Raw genomic sequence first — 26,226 nt, 5'->3', positions numbered from 1 at the left:
AATTTTTTATTGTTATGAAAAAGACTTTTTTTCTGCTTTTTGCAAGTGTCGCCTTTTTTGCTTGCTCTAGTGACGAACAAACTATAGACAATGGGCAAGACCCCGAAGGCTTAGTATTTGAAATTGCTGCAAAAACACAGCTTTCTACAACCAAAGCCGGAACCCCTGTATATAGCCAGGATGCATCACAAAGTGTTACACGTGTATCTGTTCACGCCTTCAAAAGTAATGGTACAGACTATCTCTATGTAAAAACATATGATATTTCAGACTGGACTGCAGGCTCTACATTCAAACGCTATGCTGTACCAATTGGAGACAAATTAGACGCCGGCGATTACAAATTCCTTGCAATAGGACGTGATGCATCAGATTTATACCAGTTACCAACATTGGGCTCCACCACCAAAATAGAAGATGTAACAGCAACTATCACAGCATCAGGCGACGAATCCGAAATATTTGCAGGAACAGTTCAGGCACAAGTATTATCGCAAGGTACACGCGTCAGCCTCACTATGACCCGCAAAATAGCGGGTATTCTGGGATACTTCAAAAATGTACCACAGATGCTGGATGGTAAAACAGTAAGATATCTCCGGCTGTCTGCCAGTGCAGGCAATAAAGTCGTAAACCTGGGATCTGGAATCGGTTCTACATCTGCAACTACCTACAATATAATCAACATTGACCTAAGCACACAAAGCGTTGCAAATGAGATGTATTCCGGCAATGACTTATCTTCTGCAGGAATTGTAAAATTGCCAAATTCTCAATTAAGCGGAGCATATATGATACCGGTAAGCGGAATTACACTAACCCTTGGTTTGTACGATGCTGCCAATGCCGTGATCAAAACATGGTCAGTAAGAGATGGTGCTTCCAGTACATTTAATATTACAGCTAATCACTTCTATTCATTAGGAGTAAAACATAAACCGGGAACAACAACAGGATCAGACCCTGGCGATCCGGGAGATGACGACGATGCTATTGACTTATTACAAGACCAAGCTATAACAATCACTATAGACCCGGCCTGGAATACAATACATCCGTTAACAATACAATAAACAATAAATAAATGAGGCTGCCTGAAAGGAACATCTGCTTTTGGGCAGCCCCATAAAACGACAAAGCCGTTATGAATAATAATATCTGTTTCAAATACGCAAAATGGCAGTGCTTACTATGGAGCATTGCAATTTTAATGCTCTCAGGATGCTCTCAGAATGAAATTGCTGAAGAACCAGACCGACAGATAATATCTGTACCTGTCGAAATAACCGGCTTGCAAACTAATAAGGAAAAATCGATAGAAACACAGCCATATACAGTCAATAGAGTATTACTGCTCCCTTTCAAAAAAATAGATGAAGGTATCTCTGCCAACAACGAAAGCAATTTTGCTCCTGACTATACAGCAGCCAGACAGGTAAATGTAAACGCACTGACTTCATATATGACAATGTTGAATCTTTCAGCCAACTCTACTTATAAAATACTGGTAATAGGATACAATCAGAACGATTATAACTTTAACGACCAGAGCAACGTAAACAATAAATTCAGTCTAGGTTCAGTAAGTAACCCTACCCTATTGAACAATATACAATTACTTACAAAATCAGCAGCATCTGTACCTGAATTTTTCATTGCGACATGCCAATCCTACAACAACACAAATGTTATCGGAGAATATTTTAAACCCTCACAAATAAAAACATTAAAGGGCAACTTAACTCGTCTTGTTAGTGGCCTTAACATAGAAATAACAAATATTCCTACCTATATTACTTCTATCACTCTAGTTGCAGAAAAACTTGTAAAAGGCATACAACCAGTCAGCACTATCGCAACCGTTGTCCAATCGGCTAGCGATGCTGACAATCTCAAAACATTTTCGACACAAATTCCGGCATCGGCAAAAGTGAGTTTCAATCATTATCTTCTGCCAACACTGGATCTAAATAAAACTAAACTTTACCTGGATGTAAAATATGGTATTTTCACAGAGAGATATATCATTAAAGTACCCGATACGGACGGAGTATCGTCCGGAAACAGCATAACCTTTTCGCCTAATCATGTTGTAAAAATATCCGGAAATTATTCGAACATAAATATCGGGTTTGTCCTAAGCTATAGTATAAACCTGGACGACGACAACTGGGACGGCATACAATAATTCGGATAAAACAAAGTTGCATATGAAAACAAAGATATTACTATTCAGCATATTAACATCGCTTTTCTTGACTAGCTGCGAAAACCGGGAAACGGATGACTTAATCGATATAGATGAAAAAGAAACCCCAACTTCGAACAGTCAGGTTCCTGAGGGACATTTTGTAGTCAACTTCGCGACTTCAACTTTTGATATACAGACAAAAGCAGCCGTAACCGGTCCCGACACAAGGGTACAACATATCCGTTATGTAATCTACAAATCGACCGGAGAATATGTAAAAGAAAAAACAGTACTATTACCGGCTCAGGGTACTCCTACGTGGCCTCTTGCTGTAGTAAGAGATACTTTGCCCAAAGGCAGTTACAAAGTGATATTCCTCGGAAATGTGGAAAAGACTTTGTTTCCTTATGCAACAAGCGGCTCATCTCAAAATTATGCGGATATTTTGTTAAATTATAAAACAACATATGCAGATGCCCGCATTGCACTTCCTCCGGTTGAATTCTCCAATAATGCAGAATACTATTGGGCCAGAGCATCTTTCTCCGATGCAGCACCCAACCCTAATATTTTATTACAACGGATAATAGGGATGTTGAGACTGCACCGGAATTTCGTTGACACGAATGATGCCGTAAACAAACTGGTTCAGAATATACTTACACAAGTAGGTTACAGAAATATAATAAAAACAGCTTTAACCGGGTCGTTAGCGAATCATTCAGATGGTATCTTGTATCCTTTGCTACGCCCCATACTGGTAAACCAACTGACCGGACTGCTGACTGCAGTCATCGACCCCCTGCTAAATCAACTTATTTTGGATTTAGCCGACCCTATAGCGAATGCTTTATACGATCAATTAGCACAGTCGCTTATCAATCAGATAGAACTGGCACTGGCTGCGAACGCCACAGGAAACGAAACAGGGCTTGCCTATCTGGGCCGGATATTGAATCCCTGGGCATATGGAGCCGAAGCTATTGTTACTATAGATAATTTCCCCAAGACAACAGACTTTGATCTTAACGTCAAAGACTATTACCCTGTAGGGCAAAGATTCAAATACGGACTAAAGACCGATACAGGTGGTACTGTAAATGACAGATTCGTAGCCATCAAAGGTCTTAATGGAAATTACGATGTTAAGAAGATAGACATACTGGCACAAGGATTAGTAGCCGGACTGGTAATAGATCAGGTTATTGACAGTAATCTGCTTCTGCCGGGAGCATTCATGGATATATCGGATCCGGTTTCGGCAACAGGTTCTAAAACCAATCTGAGATATAGAGCTGATTATTCATTCTTGGATTTACGCCTCAAATCATACACTCAGCAAACAGACGGCAATCACAGACTTACATTAACTGTAAAAATCGGTGATATCGCAAATATCGACGGAATCCTGGCAAATACAATCAGCACTGTTAAAAGTTTACCGGTACTTGGAGCTATAATAGGCCTTCTAACCAATGGCATCGTTAATTTAATTTTAGGTGATATCAAGGCCTTAACTGTTTCTGTGCCGGTCAATCTACCATTACTTGGCGTTGACAATCTAACTATAAGCGGAAGCTGGAGTACAGTCAATTCATACTAAATTAAAACAGAGAATATGAGAAAGATAATATTTATATCCCTTTTCATCTTGATTTTACCCCCATTACACGGACAAAACTTTGGCTTAAAAACAAATGTGCTGTATGATGTTACAACTACATTTAGTCTGGGCGCTGAGATCGGATTAAGCAAAAAAACATCTCTCGATATATCCGGGGCATATAATCCATGGGAATTTTCGGATGTGAAAAGAATGAAGCTGTGGTTGGTCCAACCCGAATTCCGGTATTGGTTTTGTGAAAGACTAAATGGGCACTTTCTTGGGCTGCATGCACACGCCGGGCAGTATAACTTCAGTGGTATAAATTTCTCGGAAAAGATGAAAAACGGGAACTATCAGGGTAACTTTTATGGAGGAGGAATAAGCTATGGTTACCAATGGATATTAAATAACCGGTGGGGGCTCGAAACTGCCATTGGCCTTGGATATACACATTTCAAATACGACAAATACCCGTGTGCCGAATGTGGTACGATAATCAAAAGTGATACTAAAGATTATTGGGGTCCGACAAAGGCTAGCATCAGCTTTATTTATTTCATATTTTAATTATATATTGTCTATGAAAAAGAAAAATATTTTCCTCTACATGCTGGCGATATTATTTTTCACCAATAATATTATTATAGCCCAACAAATTCACAATAATATACATGTGAGTGATGCCAAAGCCCGGCAAACCGGAAACAGATTGGTTATAGAAATGACTGTAGATGCAAGCAAGGCCAACTTACAACCAAACGAAGCAATCATACTGACTCCTGCGATCAAAGCTGATAACAATATAATGGAATTGCCCAAGATTATAATCAAAGGAAATACCAGATATAAGGCCGACAACAGGGTCCGATTCTTTCATAAAAAAAATACAGACAATAATACAATCTTACTAAAGAAATCAGAGTCATCTAAAGTTAGCTATACCCAAAACGTCTCTTTTGAAGAATGGATGAGAACAGCGTCATTAACTATCAAACAAGAGGTTACTGGCTGTGCAGAGTGTAAGAAAAATGAAGATTGGGATAATATCGGTGATGGAATTATAGTGGAGAAAGTAAACATAAGCAAGCCTGAAATCAGATTTACTATTTCTTACATAACACCCAAAACCGAAGCAGTAAAGAACCGTGATTATGAGGGTTCTGCTTTTCTCGATTTTCAAGTTGGAAAATCGGTGGTAATTCCGGATTTTCGAAATAACTTTAAAGAACTAAGTAAAATTGAAGACATTCTAGGTCAATTGAAAAATGATAAAAATGCCACTATAACATCCATTAATTTATGCGGATATGCTTCTCCGGAAGGAGGCTATGAACTAAACAGCCGTCTGTCGGCCTCAAGAACCCAAGCCTTGAAAAATTATCTTCAAAACAGATATAGCTTTGACAATAGTTTATTTAATACCAACTCGGTAGCTGAAGACTGGGTTGGCCTGAAGAAAATTGTTGAAGAATTATATCTTCCGGATAAGGACAAACTAATGGAAATAATTAATTCATCCTTAGCTGAAGATGCTAAAGAGCAAAAATTAAAAGTTCAGGCTTCTTACAGAACACTTCTCAACGAACATTTCCCCACATTACGCAGAGTAGATTACAAACTTAACTATATAGTGCGGGCATTCAGTATTGAAGAAGGTAAGGATATTGTGAAAACGAAACCCGGACAAATGAGTCTCAATGAAATGTTTCTTGTAGCAAACAGTTATGAAAAAGGGAGTGACGAATTTAAAGAAATATTCGATATAGCCGTCCGGGTGTTCCCTAAAGATATTATTGCCAACATAAACGCTGCGGCTATTGAACTGGAAAAAGGAGACACGGCTGCCGCTCACCGTTACCTTGATAAATATCAGGACATTCCTGATTCGTGGAATAATTTGGGTATCCTATATGCGCTTGAAGGAAATATGGATAAAGCCAAAGAACTTTTTCTAAAAGCTCAGATCAACGGTTCATCTGAAGCCTCTGGAAATTTAGAGAAAGTAAAGTTGTTAGAAAATTATGAGAAGGATATAAAAAATCAGAAATAAATTTAATTCAGCGAGTTGTTCTAATTCTTTGATCACAGCTTTTATATATCACATCGGCTTTACATTTTATTGACATCGCCTATATACCTGTTTTAAACAGATATATAGGCGATTTATTTCAAAATTGAGAAAAAAAATAGCCCTCACAAACACCGTTTATACGGATTATTTTTATTCCAGTTTTAATAAAACTAATTATTTAAATAAAGAGTACAAGGTAAAACAACTTTGTATTGTCCTTTTTCTCCCGATTGCTCATTCTTTTCCCGAATCTCTCCAAGTAAAATATCTATAGCGTTCTTGCCTATATCGGCAACCGGCATTCTTGCTATATTTATTTTTGGAGCTAATATTTTAAACAAAGAGACTCCATGTATACATGCCAGTTGAAATTGCCTGTTAAAATCTATTCCTCTATTATTAAAATAAAGGAAAGCCTCCAAAGCAAGTATGTGCGTGGTGAAAAAGAAACCATCTACATCCGGCACCTTTTCAAATATATTATCCAATATCTTCACTATTTTGGTCTCGTAATCTTCATATTCTACATTTCCTACCAGCGTGGGATTAAACTTGATTCCCGAATCTAATAACGCTTGTTTGTATCCCTCATTTCTCTCACCCATTGTCGTCAGATATGAGTTAGTTGTAATAAGTGCTATATTTTTACAGCCTCTACTCACAAGATGTTTTGTTAATTTGTAACTGCTTTCTTTATTATCAATAATAATATAGCTCGTCTCTAATTCAGGAAAATAACGGTCAAAGGTAACCAAGGGAAATTTCTCCAGCATAAGCCGCTCTATCTCTACTTTAGACCGCTTTGTCGGAGCTATAATAATCCCATCCACCCCTTTAGATTTAAACATCTGTATGACAAGCTCTTCTTTATTAAAATCGGATTCCGAACTTGCTATCATAAGAGAATAACCATGCAGATTGGCTTGATTTTCTATTTCTCTGGCTATGGAAGAATAGAAGAAATCGGATATGGAAGGCAAAATAAGGCCGATAGTCTTAGTCTGGCCTATATTAAGGCTCCGGGCTATTAAGTTAGGCTGATAATGCAACTCCTTAGCACAGTTCAGTACAATCTCCTGCGTATTCTTACTGATACCTTTTTTTTCTGCTTGTCCATTCAGCACCCATGATACTGTAGTTTTTGACAAGTTCAGTTTTTCTGCAATATCCTTGAGTGATGTTCTTTTTTTCATTTTCAATACGCAAATAAGATTGTTTATTCTATTGAACGGTTAAATATCGAATAATAACAAAACATATACAAGAAGATTAGATATTTAAATTAAATAATTAATTTATCATTATTGTTCGTCACATTTCTCTTATCTGAATCCTGTTCATAGTATTCATATAGGAGCAGGTCCAATTTGTTTTATCAAAGATTCATCTTGTATATGATTACCGATATCATCCTGTGCATTAAAAGCCTAGAAGTGATTATCAATATTATTCCGCTATACAAATATAACATTCAATTTAGATTTCTACAAAAATAGACTATTTTACTTTCACGGTAAAATTAAAATTCCTTTTTTATTTATAAGAGATAAGTCATATTAAAAAATACAACCTGACAATATGATTCATATATTATTTACATATAACTTAAATATCTATATATCATAAAATTAAATACAATATTATTTTTTAAATATATGTTCCTTCATTTTTAACAAATGTTAATCACGAAAGAAATTCGATCTTATTGTTGGAATTATTAAAATAAGCATTAAATTTGCATTACTTAACCGATTAAGTTAATTGTAAGTTTATCAAAATAAGCCATTAGAGGTACCATGACCTATTTATGCAGGAGATTTTATTTACTTGAGATTAGGAAAAGTACTTTTGTGTGTATCACACAGTATATATAAGAAGTTATGAATGCCTATATTAAAAGCCATCATAATATATGAAAAATACAATAAAACCATAATTTAATAACTTTGAAACAATTTATTAGCGAAGAATCCTCACTTTTGCGGACAAGTATAAAATGAGATTTTATTTTTTTGAATATCATACTAAACCGTTAAAGTTAATTCACCATATAATAATAAGATTATGCCTAAATCTAAATCAATCCTAGCTGTTTTATTGTCGGCAAGCCTTCTTTTAGTTCTTGTAGTGCAATCATGTCGCACCAAAAGCGTAAAAATAGACAATTTAAGGTGTGAATATATGCATAACCCCATGGGGATCGATGTGTCCAGCCCACGTTTTACATGGAATTACGAAACAGCTTCCGGTCACGATTTCAAGCAGGGAAGTGTCCAACTCCTTGTATCTAAAAGCCCGGACGCTCTTTCCGGCAAAGTTTCCGATAATGTATGGCGTTCTGAAATAATGAGCACAGAAGAATCTTTCATCACCACAGGCTCCGGCTATAAACTCGAACCAAACACCACTTATTACTGGCAAATCATAGCATGGGACAAAGAAAACAAACAGGAAATAACATCATCCATAGCTCAGTTTGAAACAGCCTTTATGCAGTCTTCAGACTGGCAGGCAAAATGGATATCGGACAGTGAAGCTATAGATAACCCGCAATCACCCATGTTGCGGAAATCTTTCGAAACAAGCAGTTATAAACAAATAGAAAAGGCCAGATTATATATCAGTGCAGCAGGATATTACGATGTATCAATTAATGGAAACCCTGTCGACACATCCGTATTTCTGGCACCGGGATACACGCATTACGACAAGCGCAACCTGTACAACACTTATGATGTAACCTCACATTTACAATCCGGTAAGAATGTCATAACATCCCTTCTCGGAAATGGATTCTACAATGCATTTGCTCCGGTTGCAACATGGAGTTTCGAACAGGCACGCTGGCGCAATCGCGCGTTGATGATCTGTGAATTACATATTACTTATACAGATAATACAAAAGATGTCATAGTATCTGACTCTACATGGAAGGTTTCCCCATCAGGGCCTTATACGCAAAACAATATTTATAGCGGAGACACGTACGACGCAAATAAAGAGATCGAAGGATGGGACAAACCTGCATTCGACGACTCTGCATGGCCACAGGCAAAAATAATGAAGGCTCCGTCAGAGCACCTGGTTGCTGAAACAGAACCCGTAATAAGAAAAGTAAAGAATATACAACCAGTAGCGGTAAAGTCTTTTGGCGACACTGTGTTTGTGTATGATTTTGGAATGAATATGACAGGTACGTGCCAGCTGAAAGTAAAGGGCGAGAAAAACACAAGAATTGAAATGCAATATGGTGAACTCCTGAGACCTGACGGGCGTATAGAAATGCGGAATCTCGACATCTATTACAAACCGCTTCCGGGACTGGCTTTCCAGACAGATGTCCTCATTCTTAACAGCAAAGAGCATGTTTTCACTCCTAAATTCTCATACAAAGGATTTCAGTATGTGGAGGTACGTTCAGACCGTCCGGTAAAACTCGATAAAACAAATATAACAGCGCTTAACTTCCATTCCGATCTGAAAAAAAACGGGCATTTCAGCTGTTCCAACGACTTGCTGAACCGGATATGGGAAGCCGCAAACAGGTCATATTTATCAAATATAATGAGTATCCCGACAGATTGCCCTCAACGTGAGAAAAACGGATGGACAGCAGATGCCCATATCACAATGGATCTCGGATTATTGAATTTCGACGGTATTCGTTTTTACGAAAAATGGATCGAAGATTTAATCGATAATCAAACTCCGGAAGGACGCATCTCCGGCATTATCCCAAGCTCCGGTTGGGGATATGACGATTGGATCGGCCCGGTGTGGGACGCAGCCATGTTTATTGTCCCAATGGCTCTATACGACTATTACGGAGACAAACAAAGCATAAGCAGAGTATATGATACTTGCCAGAAGTATCTGGCATATCTGGCAGCACGTGAAGACAAAGACGGCTGTGTCACCTATGGAATCGGAGATTGGGTACCATACAAGACCCAAACGCCGACTGAATATACGACATCGTGTTACTATTATCTGGATAATCTTTATATGTCCAAATTTGCTGATATACTGGGACGTGACGGGGCAGCCTATAAAGAAAAAGCTGACAGGCTGAAACAATTGATAAACAATAAATATTTCGATTCGCAGAAAAACACCTATGCCAATGGATCGCAGACTTCACAAGCATTAGCCCTTTATCTGGGAATAGTACCCGATGGACAGGAACAAGACGTAGCAGACAATTTGTACAGGATAGTAAAAGAAAACAACGGATATCTCGATTTTGGCGTATTAGGAAGCAAAACCGTACTGAGAATGCTATCAAAATACGGCTATGCGGATATGGCCTACCAGATGGCTTCTAAAGAAGATGAACCATCATGGGGAGCCTGGATAAAAAAAGGATTCAATACAATGCCCGAAACATGGACGCTATCCCCCGAATTCAGGGACGCGTCTATCAACCATATGTTTTTGGGAGATATCAATGCCTGGATGTACAATGTGTTGGCAGGCATAAACTATGACCCCGAGATTCCCGGATTTAAACACATACTTATCCGGCCTCACTTTGTAGAAGGTCTGGATTGGGTGAAAGGAGAATATAATTCAATCAAAGGACTTATCCGGTCCGAATGGAAACGCGAGGGGAGTAAAATCCGGCTTGAAGTAGAGATTCCCATCAATACTACCGCCACAATCGAAGTCATGGACAAGAAGATTCCTGTTGAAGGAGGTAAACATACATTCAAATTTTAAGAAATAAACAAATGAAAGGAGGTAAGGATATGAAAGTATAAGTAACCTGAATGCAAAAATATTAAAGGCAATTTACATCAGTAAAAAATAAATTAAATAATCTTCATCAATGAAAAACAAGCTTAATTGTTATCGAAAGGTATTTTTGGTAATGTTTATGTCCCTTTTGTTTATAAACATTGTACATGCTCAAAATATATCGACAAATGGCAATATAAAAGGATCCGTTTTTGACAAAAAAGAGGAACCTATTATTGGTGCAACAATAATAAACAGTATAACAAAGGCAGGGACCGTTACAGACCTTGATGGACTGTTTACTATTGCCGCACAACCGGGTGAAACGCTCACTATATCTTATATAGGTTTCAATTCCAAGACAGTACGGATTGGAACTGAAAAAGAATATCAAATAGTTTTAGAAGAAAATACCTCGCTGCTGGATGAAGTCGTTGTTATCGGATATGCGACTCAAAAGAAGAAACTGGTAACAGGCGCGACATTACAGGTAGACGGGAACAGAATAAAAGAATTGCATACGCCTAATCCACTGACAGCCTTACAAAGTATGTCTCCGGGTATGCAGATAACCAAGACGTCCGGAGAACCCGGATCTTCATACAAAGTTTATATCCGGGGGATGGGAACTATCGGAAATGCCGATCCGCTCTACATCGTGGATGGTGTACCCGGAAATATATCGAATATAAATCCTGCGGATATCAAATCTATAGATGTATTGAAAGATGCGGCATCCGCTGCAATCTATGGAGCACGTGCAGCCAATGGCGTGGTACTGATAACCACACACCGCGGAGAAGGCGAAGACAAGGTGCGTATCGCTTACGATACATATCTGGGTTTTTCGAATGCTCCCGACTATAAATGGTACAGTGATGCTACCACACAGGCAATGCTGGATGATGAGTATTCGAAAAACACTTACGGGTACGGAATCAATTTTTCCCAGATGGTCCCTCACTGGGATAAAATACTATCGGGGGAATGGAAAGGTACCAACTGGTACAAAGAAATAAAGAACAAAAATGCGTTCTCGCAAAACCACTCTATAACAATATCGGGAGGAAGTAAAAAATCGTCCTATTTTACCAGCTTCTCATATTCATCACAGGAAGGGACTCTCGGCAAGCCCGTACAAACAAAACAGGATAGATATACTTTTCGCCTGAATGCAGACCAGACTCTATTTTCCGCAAACGGACGGGACATCGTACGCATGGGAGAAACAATCAATTTTGTGTATGCCAACAAAGACGGGTCATTAAGCGGAAGATCTACCGAAGGATTGGGCGCGTTGGGTATGATAATGGGAGGAAGCCCCTTTATGCCTATATATGACGACAATGGAAATTATCATGGACCTATCGCATATGCCCCATATGCTCCTAACCCGATTGCATATCTGGTGTATAACAGTAACAATACCAAAAAGAATTACCAGTTAAATACAAATGCATTCATAACAATCGAGCCTGTTAAGAATCTAGTATTCCGCTCAAATTTCGGTTTAACGATGGATGGGGAAGAAAGCAGGTCTTATATACCTCGATATAATCTGGCACCCGAATACACAAGCCAGGAAACAAAAGTAAGCCAGGATATATCACTGGGATTCAGCCGAATGACATTCGAGAATACCCTGAACTATAAATTCTCACTGGATGAAAACAAACATAACTTTGATGTATTAGCTGGTACGAGCGCCGAAAAAGGAGGATTGGGAACAAGTGTTTCCGGATTTAATACCAACTCTATTTTTGAAGGATTCAAATATGCCTATCTTATAAACACACCTAAAGTAAGCGAAACCTCGACACGCCTGGGTGGTTCGCCTTGGAGCAGGTCGGCATTGCTTTCATATTTCGGACGTATCAATTACGACTTCAAGGAAACCTATATGCTATCCCTTATTGCACGTTCCGATGGCTCTTCAAACTTCGCTCCGGGAAAACGCTGGGGGTTCTTCCCTTCTGTTTCAGCCGGTTGGGTTATAAGCAACGAGAAGTTCATGGAGCCATTCAAAAAGCATCTTAATATGTTCAAGCTCAGAGCAAGTTGGGGGCAGAACGGAAATCAAGCAATCTCCCCATTCCAATATGTAGCAAAAATGCGGGTAGGCGGACAAAACACAGGTGATTATTCAAGTGTAGAGTACAGCTATTATTATCCGGGAGTGGATAAAAACAGTTATACGATTGCTTCATATCCGATCAACCTGCCCAATCCTAACATTACGTGGGAAACCTCGGAACAGCTAAATCTCGGCTTTGATGCCTTATTGCTGAAAAACAGATTATCATTCAATTTCGATTGGTATCGCAAGACAACAAAAGACTGGTTGGTAGCTGCGCCTGTACTTGGTTCATACGGAGCTAATGCACCCGATATAAACGGAGGGGATATAAGAAATACAGGTGTAGAATTAGCTGTAGTATGGAGAGACCAGATCAGTGATTTCAGCTATGATATAAACGTCAACTGGGCGTATAACAAAAACCGGGTAACCCGCATCGCTAACGAGGAAGGAATCATTCACGGCAGCGCGCGGACTGTCGGCACGTGGAGTCCCGAATTCTATCGCGCGCAGGTAGGCTATCCTATCGGCTACTTCTGGGGTCTGAAAACTGATGGTATATTCCAGAATCAGGATGAGATCGACGCTTATCGCAATTCGAAAGGAGAGCTGGTTATGCCGAATGCGGTACCGGGCGACGTCAGATATGTGAATCAGAATGACGATGGCGAAATCAATGAAGAAGACCGTGTATTGATCGGTGACCCTAACCCCGACGGAATATTTTCGTTCTCATTCGGAGGAGCATGGAGAGGATTCGATTTCCGGGCATCATTCTCGGGTGTGTACGGCAACCAGATATACGGAGGCCAGCATGACCCGCTGGATCGCTGGCATGGAGAAGGCACTTCCAACAAGTGGCCAAGGCTGGGACAATCGGCATATACCAATATCGTTTCCGACCTTCATTTATACGATGGGGATTATATCCGGTTGAATGACCTTACCATCGGTTATGATTTCGCAACCTTACTAAAGAAACAAAATATCTTTTCTCAAGTACGGCTTTATCTTACAGGGCAAAACCTGTTTACATGGACAAAATATACCGGACTCGACCCCGAAATAGGCGCCGGCCCTACAGGATGGATGAGCGGTATAGATCATGGATTCTACCCGAACTCCCGTACATTCTTATTTGGTCTTAATCTCAAATTTTAAAATCTAAGGCAAAATGAAAAAGATAATCATAATATTAATTTCTGTCTTTATAGTTAGCTGTTCCGATTTCCTGGACACAGATCAATTAACACAGAAAGACTCATCGAACTACCCCCAAACCCCGGACGAGGCATATACCGCGCTGATGGGCGTCTACAATGCTTTCGGGTCCCGTGTGGGGGGTGGTGAAACCGAACATTCCTTCATCGTTCTAAACCTCATGGCTGACGATATGCTGGGTGGAGGAGGAAAAGACGACCTTACGGCTCATGCTATCGACCTTTTCAAATTGACATCGAGAACAATGTATACCGACCTCTGGGAATGCACATGGCGTTCGGTTTACAGGGCAAATTTACTACTCGGTTCTCTGGACAATATAGAATGGCCAACCCCCGAATCCAGGAACAAGATAGAGGGTCAGGTACTCTTCTTACGCGCTTTCACCTACTTCCGTCTGTGTTCCATGTTCGGGCCGGTACAATTAGTAACAAGCCCCGAGCCGGTAAACTTTCCACGGGCATCGGCCGAAGATATATATGCGCAGATGGGAGCTGATTTGAAACGTGCAATCGAAATATTACCTGCCACTAAATTTCAGGATATACCGAAAACTGAAAACGGGCTGGCCACACGCTGGGCCGCTCAGGCTCTGATGGCCCGTGTCTTCTTGTTCTACACCAATTACTACAAACAACCCCGGATGGGAGATATTACAAAAGATCAGGTAATAGGCTGGGTGGATGATTGTATTGCCAACAGTGGGCATGACCTGCTTCCCGACTTTAGAAACTTATGGCCATATTCGATAGTAATGTCCGGCAAAACAAGATCCGATTACAAATATGCGGCGGACAATAACCTGAAATGGATAGGCGAGAACGGGGACAATTATGAAACTATTTTTGCTATCAAATGCTCAACCGCAGCTCAGGGCAATAATTACGACCGCCGGAACACTGTAAACCTGCACTTCGGGTTCAGGGGAAACCAAGACTTGGTGCCTTTTGGCTCAGGTTGGGGTAAAGGGCCTGTCAACAGCAAATTCTACAATGAATGGCCTAATGGCGATGTGCGGAAAAGAGGCTCGGTACTTGATGTTTCGGATGCAACACACGAAGGCGAAGGCTCCACCACCAAGTACAAATGGGGGCAAGCCTATCAATGGAATGAAACGGGCTATTGGTCAAAAAAATATATGCCGGTCAATGTATACGACGATAAAGGAAATATCGTATCCTACAGTTCTATCCTGTGGAATATGCCAAACGACCCGCAGTTCAACAGCACTCAGGATATTGTCCTGATCCGTTTTGCCGACCTCCTGTTAATGGGCGCGGAACTTGGTGGTCCCAAAGCGCAGGGATATATGGACCGTGTGCGTGGGCGTGTAGACCTGCCAACTGTTCCGGCAACATTGGAAAATATCAAAAACGAACGTAAATACGAACTTGCATTCGAAGGCATACGCTGGCTCGATATATTACGATGGGGAGACGCGGAAACCATTGTTAACGATATGAATGATATAACCTTGAAAAATAATAGCCAGAATGCCACATATAAAATAAAATTCCGTCCGGAAACAGGAGGATTCCTGCCTATTCCGGAAGCCGAAATAACATTGTCGAATGGAGTCTTGACTCAAACACCGGGGTGGAACAGCAACGATGCCATGCTACAGCCGGGTGAATAAGAAAAAGAATAATTATGACTATAATTAAATACATATTATTAACCCTATTAACCGCAATCCTATATATGGGGAATATGGCAGCCTCACCAGGCAATATTCCCTTGAATGGAAGATGGCAGCTTTCGTACTGGAAACAGCCGGCTGAAGCAATTGTTACCCCGCAAGCTATCAATGATATGCAGGTGGAAACAATAGAAGCGACTGTTCCGGGAAATGTAGAGCTGGACCTGATGGTTGCCGGATTGATTCCCGACCCGATGACAGGAAGTAATGTGAACGCCCTGCGAAAATATGAAAATTATCAGTGGTGTTACACAAAAACATTCGAGACGCCATCGACACAAAATGGTCAACGGCTCGAACTGTTCTTCGGAGGAATAGACTGTCTGGCCGATATATGGCTGAACGGGGAGAAAGTGGGAGAAGCCGCAAATATGCTGATCGAACACAAATTCGATATAACCGACCATCTGAAAAGCGGAGAAAACACCCTGCAGGTTATAATCAGGTCGGCGGTTATGGAAGCCCAGAAACATACACTAGGCACATTCAGCATCGGCAATTTTCCTGCCGAGGAGGCTGTTTATATCCGGAAGGCTCCGCACATGTACGGATGGGATATTATGCCCCGTCTGGTCAGTGCCGGATTGTGGCGCGATGTTGAGCTTCGGGTACTGAATCCTACCCGCCTGAAAGATGTGAACTGGATGACCATCAGCATAGATACGGCAGCCCACACTGCACGTATTTTCACTGATGTGCAACTAATCATGCCTTTCGACAAATTCGACAAAGTCAAAGTTCAATTCACTCTCCGCCGTAAAGGGAAAGTCGTATATCAAAATTCGCAGCCAGTAAGTACTCCGGCTTTCCGCCATATATTCGAACTGGATAATGTCGATTTCTGGTGGCCGAGAGGTTATGGCGAAGCAGCCCTCTACGATGCCAGTGTACAGTTAATAGATTCGGATGGTAAAGAGTTGGATACTAATAATTGCAAAATCGGAATCCGCACCGTAAAACTGGACATGGATGACATCAATCTTCCCGGTAAACCCGGACAATTCCGTTTCATAGTGAATAATGAACCGATATTCATTCACGGAACCAACTGGGTACCGATGGACGCGTTGCATAGCAGGGACAAATCACATTTGAATACCATGATCGATATGGCTGTGGATATCAATTGCAATATGATCCGCTGTTGGGGAGGCAATGTTTACGAAGATACCGCCTTCTTTAACCTTTGCGATGAAAACGGAATTCTCGTATGGCAGGATTTTGGGATGGGTTGTACATTCTATCCGCAACGGGACGATTTCGCTAAAATGATCGAGCAGGAGGTTACTTCTGTCGTACTCAAATTCCGCAATCACGCATCTCTGATTCTTTGGTCAGGCAACAACGAAAATGACCTTGCGATGCGCTGGACACTGCAACCACTGAATATCAATCCGAATAAGGATGTCATAACCCGTAAAGTTATCGCCCGCGTTCTCTACGAATTTGACCCGACACGCCCCTACCTGCCAAGTTCTCCCTATTATAGCGAAGCTGTATGGGAACACGGAGGAGGTGATGAACTCTTGCCGGAAAACCATCTATGGGGGCCACGAGGTTATTATAAAGAGCCGTATTACACGAAGGCCAACTGTCGCTTCGTCAGCGAAATAGGGTATCATGGATGTCCTAACGTAGAAAGCCTGAATAAAATGATGACCAAAGATGCTGTGTATCCCTGGACTAAAGATAAAGAATGGAATGACGAATGGGTTACAAAATCGACACGCCGCTTTCCATCCCAGGGAAAAACTTTCGACCGTAACAATTTAATGCTCAACCAGGTGAACCTGATTTTTGGCGAAGTACCAGCCAAGCTCGAAGATTTCGCTTTCGCATCACAGGCCGTACAGGCCGAAGCCATGAAATTTTTTGTAGAGCTGTGGCGCGGGCAAAAGTTCAGCCCCAAAACCGGGATAATCTGGTGGAATCTGCGTGACGGATGGCCAATAATTTCGGATGCCATTGTAGATTACTACAATTCGAAAAAAATGGCGTACTATTTCATCAAAAACGCACAGACAGACCTTTGTGTACTCATAAACGACCCTGTCGATAACGCTTATCCCCTGATTGTTACCAATGATACCCGCAACGCTCAAAAAGGGCAGGTAGTAGTAATTGACGTCGCATCGAACAAAGAAGTATATAAGGGAGACTTCGAGGTATCGGCAAATAGTATGAACAAAATAGCTTCATTGCCTCAGCAAAAAGGACAAGGAATACTTCTCATCAAATATAAAGTGGGGCAGAAAGAATTCAGCAATCATTATTTATACGGAGAAGCTCCTTTCAATTTGCAAGAATATAAAAAGTTATTAAAAAAGACAGGATTGTACCCTAGCATTAAGTAGTTATATGGAAGATAATTTATTAGGAATTGATATAGGAGGCACTAAATGTGCTATCGTCTACGGAAAAAGAATAGGTTCTGATTTACAGATAGTAGATAAAATAAGAATAGAAACTACTGTAGTTACAGAGACTATCAGCAATATAATAAGCGAAGCAAAAAAAATGATGGCACGCTATAATCTCACCGCCGATACAGTCCGCGCCATAGGTATTAGCTGCGGCGGACCACTCGACAGCAAATCGGGGACAGTTATGTCTCCGCCCAATCTGCCGGGATGGGACAATATACCTATCGTGAAAATCATAGAAGATCAGCTTGGCATAAAAGCCGGATTACAAAACGACGCCAATGCATGTGCATTAGCCGAATGGAAGTTTGGAGCCGGCAAAGGAACAGAAAACATGATCTTTCTTACATGCGGGACAGGACTTGGAGCGGGAATCATTCTTAATGGCTCTTTATATTCGGGGACAAACGACAACGCAGGAGAAGTAGGGCATATCCGTTTGACGGAAAACGGGCCTATAGGATATGGCAAAGAAGGCTCGCTTGAAGGATATGCCAGCGGAGGAGGAATTGCTCAATTGGCCCGTAGCATAGCGGAAGATGAAATGAACCGGGGAGGCCATGTTTCATGGTGCCCGTCCCGTGAAGATTTAGATATGATAACTGCCAAGCTGGTTGCCGAAGCCGCCGACGCAGGCGACAAACTCGCCCTGAAAGTGTATGGAACATCTGCGTCTTATTTGGGAAAAGGGCTGGCCATTTTAATAGACATTCTAAATCCCGAGCTTATTGCCATCGGCAGCATATATGCCCGCAACAAGGATATGATGGAGCCTTACGCATTGGAACAAATATCAAAGGAAGCGCTGGAAGGTGCAAGAGAAGTTTGTAAGATAGTTCCGTCTGCCCTTGGGGAAAATATCGGAGATTATGCAGCCCTTTCCATAGCTGCCAATTTAATCGATTAAAAACAATTTTATGAAAGATTTGATAATAGAAAGCTCTGAAGCTATACTGAAAGAAGCTGATATATTCTGGAATAATCCGGGAACAATAGATACAATCGAACGGGCTGCCGCACTATTGTCCGAAGCGTTGGCGAACGGAAATAAGATAATCAGTTGCGGAAACGGAGGGTCGCTATGCGATGCCATGCATTTCGCAGAAGAACTGACCGGACGCTACCGCAAAAACAGAACATCCCTGCCTGCCATTGCAATAAATGATCCTGCATACATAACATGTGTAGGGAATGATTTTTCGTTTGATGAAATATATTCCCGCTATGTGGAAGGAGTCGGGAACGAAGGAGATGTGTTATTGGCCATCAGTACCAGTGGTAACTCGGGTAATATCGTAAAAGCCGCAGAAAGCGCCCGGTTGAAAAAGATGAAAGTTTTGGTTCTGACCTCTACCGGCAATAATCGTCTTTCTTCTTTGGGAGATGTTGTGGTGGCCGCGCCGAAGGCCGATTATTCCGACCGGGTACAGGAGATACATATTCAGGTAATACATATTTTGATTCAAGCGATAGAAAAACAACTGGGTTTTGAATAACTGAATTTATAAAAAGATAATCAATGAAAACACTGAAATATTTTAAACAGACCTTCCTTATAGGTTTGACTTTAAGCATGGTAACCATTTCAAGTGCCTGCTCGAATATAGATGAAGGTTATAATAGTATTCCATCCAATTTTTATCCGGTGGAAGTGAAAGAATCGACAGGAGTAAAACTGGTAGGAATGGGAGTCGAACTGGATCCGCATTTCTTCTCTCAGAACTTAACCCGTCCACAGGACGGATCAAAAGCTGAGGATTGGAATATAGTGAAAGAACGAGTAAAGAAAATGAGTATCCAGAACTTCCGCGTAATGGTACAGCCTCATTGGTGGGAGCCGCTGAACGACAACGATGATCCCAATGTTGCGGATATGAGTAAATTCACATTCGACTCTCAGGAGATGCAGTCATTGTATAAAGTGCTGGAACTGGCACAGGAGAACGATGGAGAAGTAACACTTGTCTTATGGGGTTGCCCTGTGAACATGGACCTGATAGCAGGGACACCGACCGGAAAGCATTTTCTTTGCGACAGCAGGCCGAATGCGCCTTGGGTCTGCGGAACCGACAAATATGAAGAATTTGCAGAAAACTTTTCGGTATTGGTCAAATACCTGATCGAAACGAAAGGTTTTACATGTGTGAAAGCGATAACTCCCTTCAACGAACCGGACAGCCATACAGCCAATTACGGGAGAACAATGTGGCAAGGAGAGCCGGACAGCCATCCTGACCAATACGCTCCTATGGCAAAGGCTTTGGATGCAAAATTTAAGGCTATGGGTGTTCGGGACAAAGTCCGGTTCAATCTGTCGGATAATACGGACGGCAGTCCGAATTATCTAAAATCATGTGGTGAAACTCTACAGGCAGAAGCAGATTTGTTTAATACCCATACTTATATATTCGGATACACAACGCCGAATGCAGACATCGTTAACTGGGAAAAAAACAATGTAGCCATGTCGAACGGGAAAAAACACTTTATCGGTGAGTTCGGCTCCAATCAGACTTCGGGGTCTTCCCGTCAATTGGATATTGATAAATACGAACGGGGAGTATTGTTGACCCGTATTGCGGTCAACCTGCTTAACGGAAGCGCAGCAGGCGTAAGCTACTGGTCGCTGATAGATCAATATTACAGCAGAAATGGCAGTTACTCGGAAATGCAGCAGCTCGGCCTGTGGAAATATGTAAAAAAAGCTTATGAACCCGACCCGGAAATTTATAACGCTATAAAAGAAGACTATGAGGTCAGACCGCATTATTATGCATATGGCATGTTGACCCGCTTTATCAAAAAGAACGCGGAAGTGTTCCCGTTGGATCTGAATGAAGACCTTGTTGCCGGAACGGCCATTTTGAACGAGAATAATAAATGGGTGTATATTTTTGCCAATGGTTCGGAACACAATAAGCCTGTAGAAATTATCAATAGTAAATCTCAGGCAAACGGGGAATATGCCGTTTACAAATATGTTGAAGGAAGTCTTCCTGCCGGGGATGATCTCATACAATCTTCGGAAACTATCAATATTAAAGACAAGGCTTCATTCAGCATTCCGCGCTCCAGTGTATTAATATTAGTTCAAAAATAAACAATAATTAAAACCGAATAAGATGCATAAGTTTAGATTATTAATATTATTGGTTTCGCTAACTTGTTTTTGGAGTTGCGATGATGTAACCGAATATGATTTATCGTTCGGTATATCCGGCGTTGTTATTCCCGAATATGAAGATGGTATTCAAGGCACGGAAGTGACAATCGAAGGACGTGGTTTTCAGTCCGGTGACCGCCTGCATTTGCGTCCGTTACTCAAACCGCTTGATAATTCTTTCGACATAGATGTGGAAATAAAAGAAGTGACATCTTCCCATCTGAAGTTCTTATTCCCTCTCAATGCACAGGAAAGCGGATATTCATTAGTGCTCATCAGAGGAGATAAAGAGATATCGCTGGGTAGCATGCAGCAATGGTTGCCTAAAGGATGGGTAGCGGATGTAAATCTGCGAAATTCTTTGAAAGTAATAGGGCCGCAGCTTTTCGACGCTCAGGACAGTCTAAAACTTTCCGTAGCGGCTGACTTCGAATTCGAAGGTGGAACACTGAATGTTTCGGGTAAAGGAATTACCAACTTAAGCGGTTTGGAAAACTTCCCTAAATTGAAAACACTCTGGGCTACCGACAATAACCTTGGTAATATCGAATTAATTGGAATGAATGGTATTGTCAGCATCTTTGCATGGAGCAGCAATATTACCAGCATGAATATACAGTCTAAAACATTACAGACATTATACATGGGTAACAATCCCCTTACGGAGCTTGACCTGAGTAAATGCCCGGCATTGCTTAGTATTGTATTGGACAACATCAAGTTTCGAAAATTGGATATAAGCAGCTGTATGTGTTTTGGCTCATTCGACAATTTCAAGTTTGACTTCGATACCAGTCAGGAATGTCAATTACTGGTGAGCAACATCTGGTTCTGGCACATGGATATGTTCAACAGATCTACATCTGTAAGAACTGCCGGCTTGTCGGGAGTGAAGGTAACGACAATAGGCCTTGACCGGGAAGTTGTATTCGACAAAATCAATTGGGGGAATACAGGTACGGCAGCAATGCCTGACGCCAATCTGCGTACTATAATGAAAGGTTATTGTCCTCAGGCTTTCAGTGGGAATGATATTATAATCAGTGAAGCCAGAAATGCCAAATTGCCTACAAATCTGGCTAACAAGCTGGATATATCGAACAAAAATATAACATCGCTGGACGGTTTGAAATATTTTGACGACGTATGGCATCTGATATGTGACAACAACAATATAAGCGAGATAGACATGGCCGGATGGTTCAACCTGACAACCATATCGGCGAAAAATGCAGGACTGACTTCGTTCGTAACAAAAGACCAGCCGTGGCTGAGAGATATAGACCTAAGCAACAATACTGCATTGACACATATAGATATGCGTGGTATTTCATTGCTTAGCAACTATGATATCCGGTTCATAGCCACAGGATGCCCGATAGAGTATCTCGATATACGCAATGGATATGCCTGGTCTACATGGGGACAGAGTGGCGATAAACTGGCTTTCGATTTTACAACGAATACGTCCAAATCGCGCATACTGAAAGTAGAAACCGCCGACAACGGAGGTTGGAGCAGTACATGGAACTCAGGAGTAAACCCTGTACAGAAAGCAATCGAAGCCGGCGTGCGTGTCGAATACTATAACTGGACAAATGCAGCTACGGGCAACTATGGAGAGCTTTTAAAAACGGTCAACTAAAAGTATAATCAAAACATTCCAAGCTATCCCGGAATTAGTCCGGGATAGCTTTAATCAAACGAATTTGTAAAGGATGAAAAATAATACTTCCGCCATAAGAATTCTATCCGTGATGTTCGGTTTTTTCATTATGGGATTTGTAGATATCATCGGGATTTCTACAAATTACGTAAAGAATGACTTCAGTCATCTCACCGATTCCATGGTGAACCTTATATCACTATCCTGTTTTTTCTGGTTTCTGATCTTATCTATCCCTACCGGGATGCTGATGAACAAGATAGGCCGAAAAAAAACAGTGCTGATAAGTTTTGCATTTCATGTACTGGCTATGTGCCTGCCACTGGCCGCTTACGATTTTACTACTGTACTTATTATGTTCGGGCTGATCGGAATCGGCAACACATTGCTACAGGTATCGCTCAACCCTCTTGTAGCCGATGTTGTAAACTCCGATAAGCTGACCGGCACCCTTACTCTGGGGCAGTTTGTGAAAGCGGTAAGTTCCTTTATCGGCCCTATTCTGGCAGCATCCGTAGTAGGTTCCACTCTGGGATGGAGAATGATATTCCCTATATACGCCGGGCTATCTCTCGTTGCTTTCATATGGCTGAGCTTCACCCCGATAGAAGACAGGCGAAGTGAAAAATCGAATATTTCGATAAAAGACACACTCGAGCTGTTCAAGGACAAATATATCGTAGCCTTTTTTATTGGGATACTCGTACTGGTCGGTGTCGATGTAGGAATGAATATGACTTTCCCTAAGCTGTTGATGGAAAAAGCCGGGCTTTCGGTCGAAGACGCAGGTATGGGCAATAGCGTATATTTTCTTTCCCGCACAGTGGGCGCTTTCTTAGGCGGGATATTGCTGATGAAAAGTTCCGAATCGAAGTTCTTTATCTACAGTGTGTGGATAGCGTTGGCAGGATTAATCCTTCTATGCATCAACGCCAACCTGTGGGTAACGCTGGCCTGTGTCGCGGTTTTCGGTCTGGGCTACGCCAATCTGTTCTCGATCATATTCTCGCTGGCATTGAAGCGCATTCCCGAAAAGGCAAATGAAATATCGGCCCTGCTGATTGTCGGAGTCTCGGGGGGAGCTATCCTGCCTCCTGTACTAGGCGTTGTCACAGACGCGTTCAAAACTCAGGTATCGGCGATCATTCTCATAGCTGCCATATGGTGCTATATGTTGTGGCTGATCAGCATCGTCAGAAAAACCAGTAAATAGAAACATTGGAATCAATAAAAAACATTACAAATCTGTTGTACAAAATAAACGTTTCATGATAAAAAATATTTGCAGTAAAACAATCATTATATTCCTCATTTTTATCTGCGCAACAATCAGTTCGAGAGGACAAACTACGGCTAAGATAACAAAGGCTCCCGTCAATGTGGAGAATCTGGTATCAGCTCTGTTTGCCAAAGGGAAGACTCCTCCTTTCTCCTTCGTATACGGCGGAATCTCATCGAAAGAGTTTATCCGCAAATGGAAGCACTCCATAGAGAAACAACCCGGCAATGAACCGGGGGTTGTCCGGTATCTGGCGACTTATACAGAATCGGGAACCGGATTGAAGATTGAATGTGAAATTAAAGGATATCCGGCCTTTAAGGCGCTGGAATGGACAATCCATTTCACAAATATGGGTGCCGCCAATTCAAAAAATATCAAACAGGTGAAAGCCATAGATATGGAGATGGAATATCCGGCCGGAGGGGATTTCAACCTGCATTACGCGGATGGGAACCATATATCCAAATATGACTTCCATCCCCGTACACTGACGATAAAACCCGGTGATAGCAAATCGATGGAGCCGATCAACGGCCGTTCATCCGAAGGAGACTATCTGCCTATATTCAATATAGAGTCGGCCTCCTCGCAGGGCGTATTTGTGGGTATAGGATGGAGCGGTAGCTGGTATGCAGATATCCGCTGCGAAAAAGAAAAAAGAATATCCATAGAATCGGGGATGAAAACAATGGACCTCTATTTGTATGGAAAAGAAAGCATACGCACGCCGGGCATTACACTCATGTATTGGAACAGCGACGACAGGATGGACGGGCACAATCAGTTTCGCCGTTTTGTGTTGAGTCACAAGACACACAAGATAGATGGAAAGAATGCCCCCTACCCTCTGGCTACAGGATTCAACTACAAAGACCCTGCCCCTTATACCGAATATTCAGGTCTGACCGAAGAATACGCGACAGCCATGATGAAGCGTTATAAACAATTCAATATAATGCCCGAAGTATTCTGGCTCGACGCCGGATGGAATACCGGAGCCGCGGATTGGGAACACGGAAAAAGCTGGGCTAACACAGTAGGCAACTGGACAGTAGATAGCACACGCTTTCCTAAAGGGTTAAAGCCTATTTCGGAAGAAGCTCATAAGTTAGGCGCAAAATTCATGGTATGGTTCGAACCTGAACGTGTGATTAGGGGTACGCAATGGGCAGTGGAGCATCCCGAATGGATGCTGGATATCCCCGGACACAATGATGATACTTACCTGATGTTTGACTTAGGCAACGCCGAAGCCTGCGACTGGCTATGCAGATATATCGGCGATATGATAGAAGAGAACGGGGTGGATCATTACCGTCAGGATTTTAATATGCATCCCGATATTTATTGGGCGGCAAATGAGGAAGAAGGGCGAACCGGGATGAAAGAAATACGTCATATCGAAAATCTGTATAAATTCTGGGACTATCTGCTCAAGCGTTTCCCGAACCTGTTTATAGATAATTGTGCCAGTGGAGGAAAACGTATCGACATGGAGACTATTCCAAGAAGCGCGCCTCTGTGGCGAAGCGATTATTACCATTACGACGACCCCGATGGTTATCAATGTCATACTTACGGACTGAACTTTTTCCTTCCCCTACATGGAACGGGTATTTTACAAACCGACCCCTATGCATTCCGTTCGAGTATGAGCACCTGTCTGACCTGCAACTGGAAAATAACGGATAAGAGCTTTTCGATATATGAGATGCAAGCCCGCTTAAATGAGTTTCGGGATATCCGCCCCTATTATTACGAAGACTATTATCCGTTAACGGGAATAGAAGACACCACCCTCGATAATATCTGGCTGGCATATCAACTGAACCGTCCGTCAGATAACAGCGGCGTCATAGTCGCTTTTCGCCGCAAAGCCTCGGAAAGAAACAATATCACGGTGAAACTTTCCGGTATTAATCCAGATAAGAAGTATGAATTGACAGATTTGGATAAAAACGAATCAGTCATCATAGACGGGCATAAGCTTGCCAACGAATTTGTTTTGACATTGGATAAACCCAACCAATCGCTGTTGATAAAATATAAGTGTATAGAATAGGGAACTGCTAGAAAAGCGTGTAAGAAAG

General features: G+C 41.6%; 16 protein-coding genes. 15 read left to right on the top strand and 1 reads right to left on the bottom strand.

What is annotated here, in order from left to right:
* Nucleotides 1-14: 14 nt before the first annotated feature.
* The 5 genes from HMPREF9455_RS12380 (at nucleotide 15) to HMPREF9455_RS12360 (ending at nucleotide 5,847) form a co-directional block, all read left to right on the top strand.
* Nucleotides 15-1,073: a FimB/Mfa2 family fimbrial subunit gene (locus HMPREF9455_RS12380; RefSeq protein WP_006800046.1), complete on the top strand. Its 1,059-nt coding sequence runs from the start codon at nucleotides 15-17 to the stop codon at nucleotides 1,071-1,073.
* Between the two features lie 71 nt (nucleotides 1,074-1,144).
* Nucleotides 1,145-2,188, top strand: a complete 1,044-nt coding sequence (locus tag HMPREF9455_RS12375) for a hypothetical protein (RefSeq protein WP_006800045.1) — start codon at nucleotides 1,145-1,147, stop codon at nucleotides 2,186-2,188.
* Between the two features lie 22 nt (nucleotides 2,189-2,210).
* Complete coding sequence (locus tag HMPREF9455_RS12370) at nucleotides 2,211-3,794, top strand: hypothetical protein (protein WP_006800044.1); 1,584 nt, start codon at nucleotides 2,211-2,213, stop codon at nucleotides 3,792-3,794.
* Between the two features lie 15 nt (nucleotides 3,795-3,809).
* Nucleotides 3,810-4,364 (top strand): DUF3575 domain-containing protein, encoded by a 555-nt coding sequence (locus HMPREF9455_RS12365; protein WP_006800043.1) that lies wholly within the window; start codon nucleotides 3,810-3,812, stop codon nucleotides 4,362-4,364.
* 13 nt (nucleotides 4,365-4,377) lie between these two features.
* Nucleotides 4,378-5,847, top strand: coding sequence for a DUF3868 domain-containing protein (locus tag HMPREF9455_RS12360; RefSeq protein WP_006800042.1), 1,470 nt, complete (start codon nucleotides 4,378-4,380; stop codon nucleotides 5,845-5,847).
* Nucleotides 5,848-6,038: 191 nt separating this feature from the next.
* Here HMPREF9455_RS12360 and HMPREF9455_RS12355 read toward each other — a convergent pair whose 3' ends face one another.
* Complete coding sequence (locus tag HMPREF9455_RS12355) at nucleotides 6,039-7,061, bottom strand: LacI family DNA-binding transcriptional regulator (protein WP_006800041.1); 1,023 nt, start codon at nucleotides 7,059-7,061, stop codon at nucleotides 6,039-6,041.
* 871 nt (nucleotides 7,062-7,932) lie between these two features.
* Between HMPREF9455_RS12355 and HMPREF9455_RS12350 the strand changes: the two genes are divergently transcribed.
* From HMPREF9455_RS12350 to HMPREF9455_RS12305, 10 genes are all read left to right on the top strand, one after another.
* Nucleotides 7,933-10,587, top strand: a complete 2,655-nt coding sequence (locus HMPREF9455_RS12350; RefSeq protein WP_006800040.1) for a family 78 glycoside hydrolase catalytic domain — start codon at nucleotides 7,933-7,935, stop codon at nucleotides 10,585-10,587.
* A gap of 109 nt (nucleotides 10,588-10,696) precedes the next feature.
* Complete coding sequence (locus HMPREF9455_RS12345; protein ID WP_006800039.1) at nucleotides 10,697-13,843, top strand: SusC/RagA family TonB-linked outer membrane protein; 3,147 nt, start codon at nucleotides 10,697-10,699, stop codon at nucleotides 13,841-13,843.
* A 13-nt stretch (nucleotides 13,844-13,856) separates the two neighbouring features.
* The gene (locus tag HMPREF9455_RS12340; protein ID WP_006800038.1) at nucleotides 13,857-15,539 is read left to right on the top strand and encodes a RagB/SusD family nutrient uptake outer membrane protein; all 1,683 of its coding nucleotides are present in this window, start codon (nucleotides 13,857-13,859) and stop codon (nucleotides 15,537-15,539) included.
* A 14-nt stretch (nucleotides 15,540-15,553) separates the two neighbouring features.
* Nucleotides 15,554-17,956, top strand: a complete 2,403-nt coding sequence (locus HMPREF9455_RS12335) for a glycoside hydrolase family 2 protein (protein ID WP_052303086.1) — start codon at nucleotides 15,554-15,556, stop codon at nucleotides 17,954-17,956.
* A 4-nt stretch (nucleotides 17,957-17,960) separates the two neighbouring features.
* Nucleotides 17,961-18,932 carry an ROK family protein gene (locus HMPREF9455_RS12330; protein ID WP_006800036.1) on the top strand — a complete coding sequence of 324 codons (972 nt, stop codon included), beginning with the start codon at nucleotides 17,961-17,963 and terminating at the stop codon, nucleotides 18,930-18,932.
* A gap of 10 nt (nucleotides 18,933-18,942) precedes the next feature.
* Nucleotides 18,943-19,521, top strand: coding sequence for an SIS domain-containing protein (locus tag HMPREF9455_RS12325; protein WP_006800035.1), 579 nt, complete (start codon nucleotides 18,943-18,945; stop codon nucleotides 19,519-19,521).
* A 23-nt stretch (nucleotides 19,522-19,544) separates the two neighbouring features.
* Nucleotides 19,545-21,125 (top strand): glycoside hydrolase, encoded by a 1,581-nt coding sequence (locus HMPREF9455_RS12320; RefSeq protein WP_006800034.1) that lies wholly within the window; start codon nucleotides 19,545-19,547, stop codon nucleotides 21,123-21,125.
* A gap of 22 nt (nucleotides 21,126-21,147) precedes the next feature.
* On the top strand, nucleotides 21,148-22,833 hold the full coding sequence (locus HMPREF9455_RS12315) for a leucine-rich repeat domain-containing protein (RefSeq protein ID WP_006800033.1): 1,686 nt from the start codon (nucleotides 21,148-21,150) through the stop codon (nucleotides 22,831-22,833).
* A gap of 73 nt (nucleotides 22,834-22,906) precedes the next feature.
* Nucleotides 22,907-24,067, top strand: a complete 1,161-nt coding sequence (locus tag HMPREF9455_RS12310) for an MFS transporter (protein WP_044216166.1) — start codon at nucleotides 22,907-22,909, stop codon at nucleotides 24,065-24,067.
* A gap of 55 nt (nucleotides 24,068-24,122) precedes the next feature.
* Complete coding sequence (locus HMPREF9455_RS12305; protein WP_006800031.1) at nucleotides 24,123-26,198, top strand: glycoside hydrolase family 36 protein; 2,076 nt, start codon at nucleotides 24,123-24,125, stop codon at nucleotides 26,196-26,198.
* Nucleotides 26,199-26,226 lie beyond the last annotated feature (28 nt).

This window comes from Dysgonomonas gadei ATCC BAA-286, from assembly GCF_000213555.1.
Classification (GTDB): domain Bacteria; phylum Bacteroidota; class Bacteroidia; order Bacteroidales; family Dysgonomonadaceae; genus Dysgonomonas; species Dysgonomonas gadei.
Note: the sequence above shows the minus strand (reverse complement) of the source record. Positions and strands in the feature narration are given on the sequence as shown.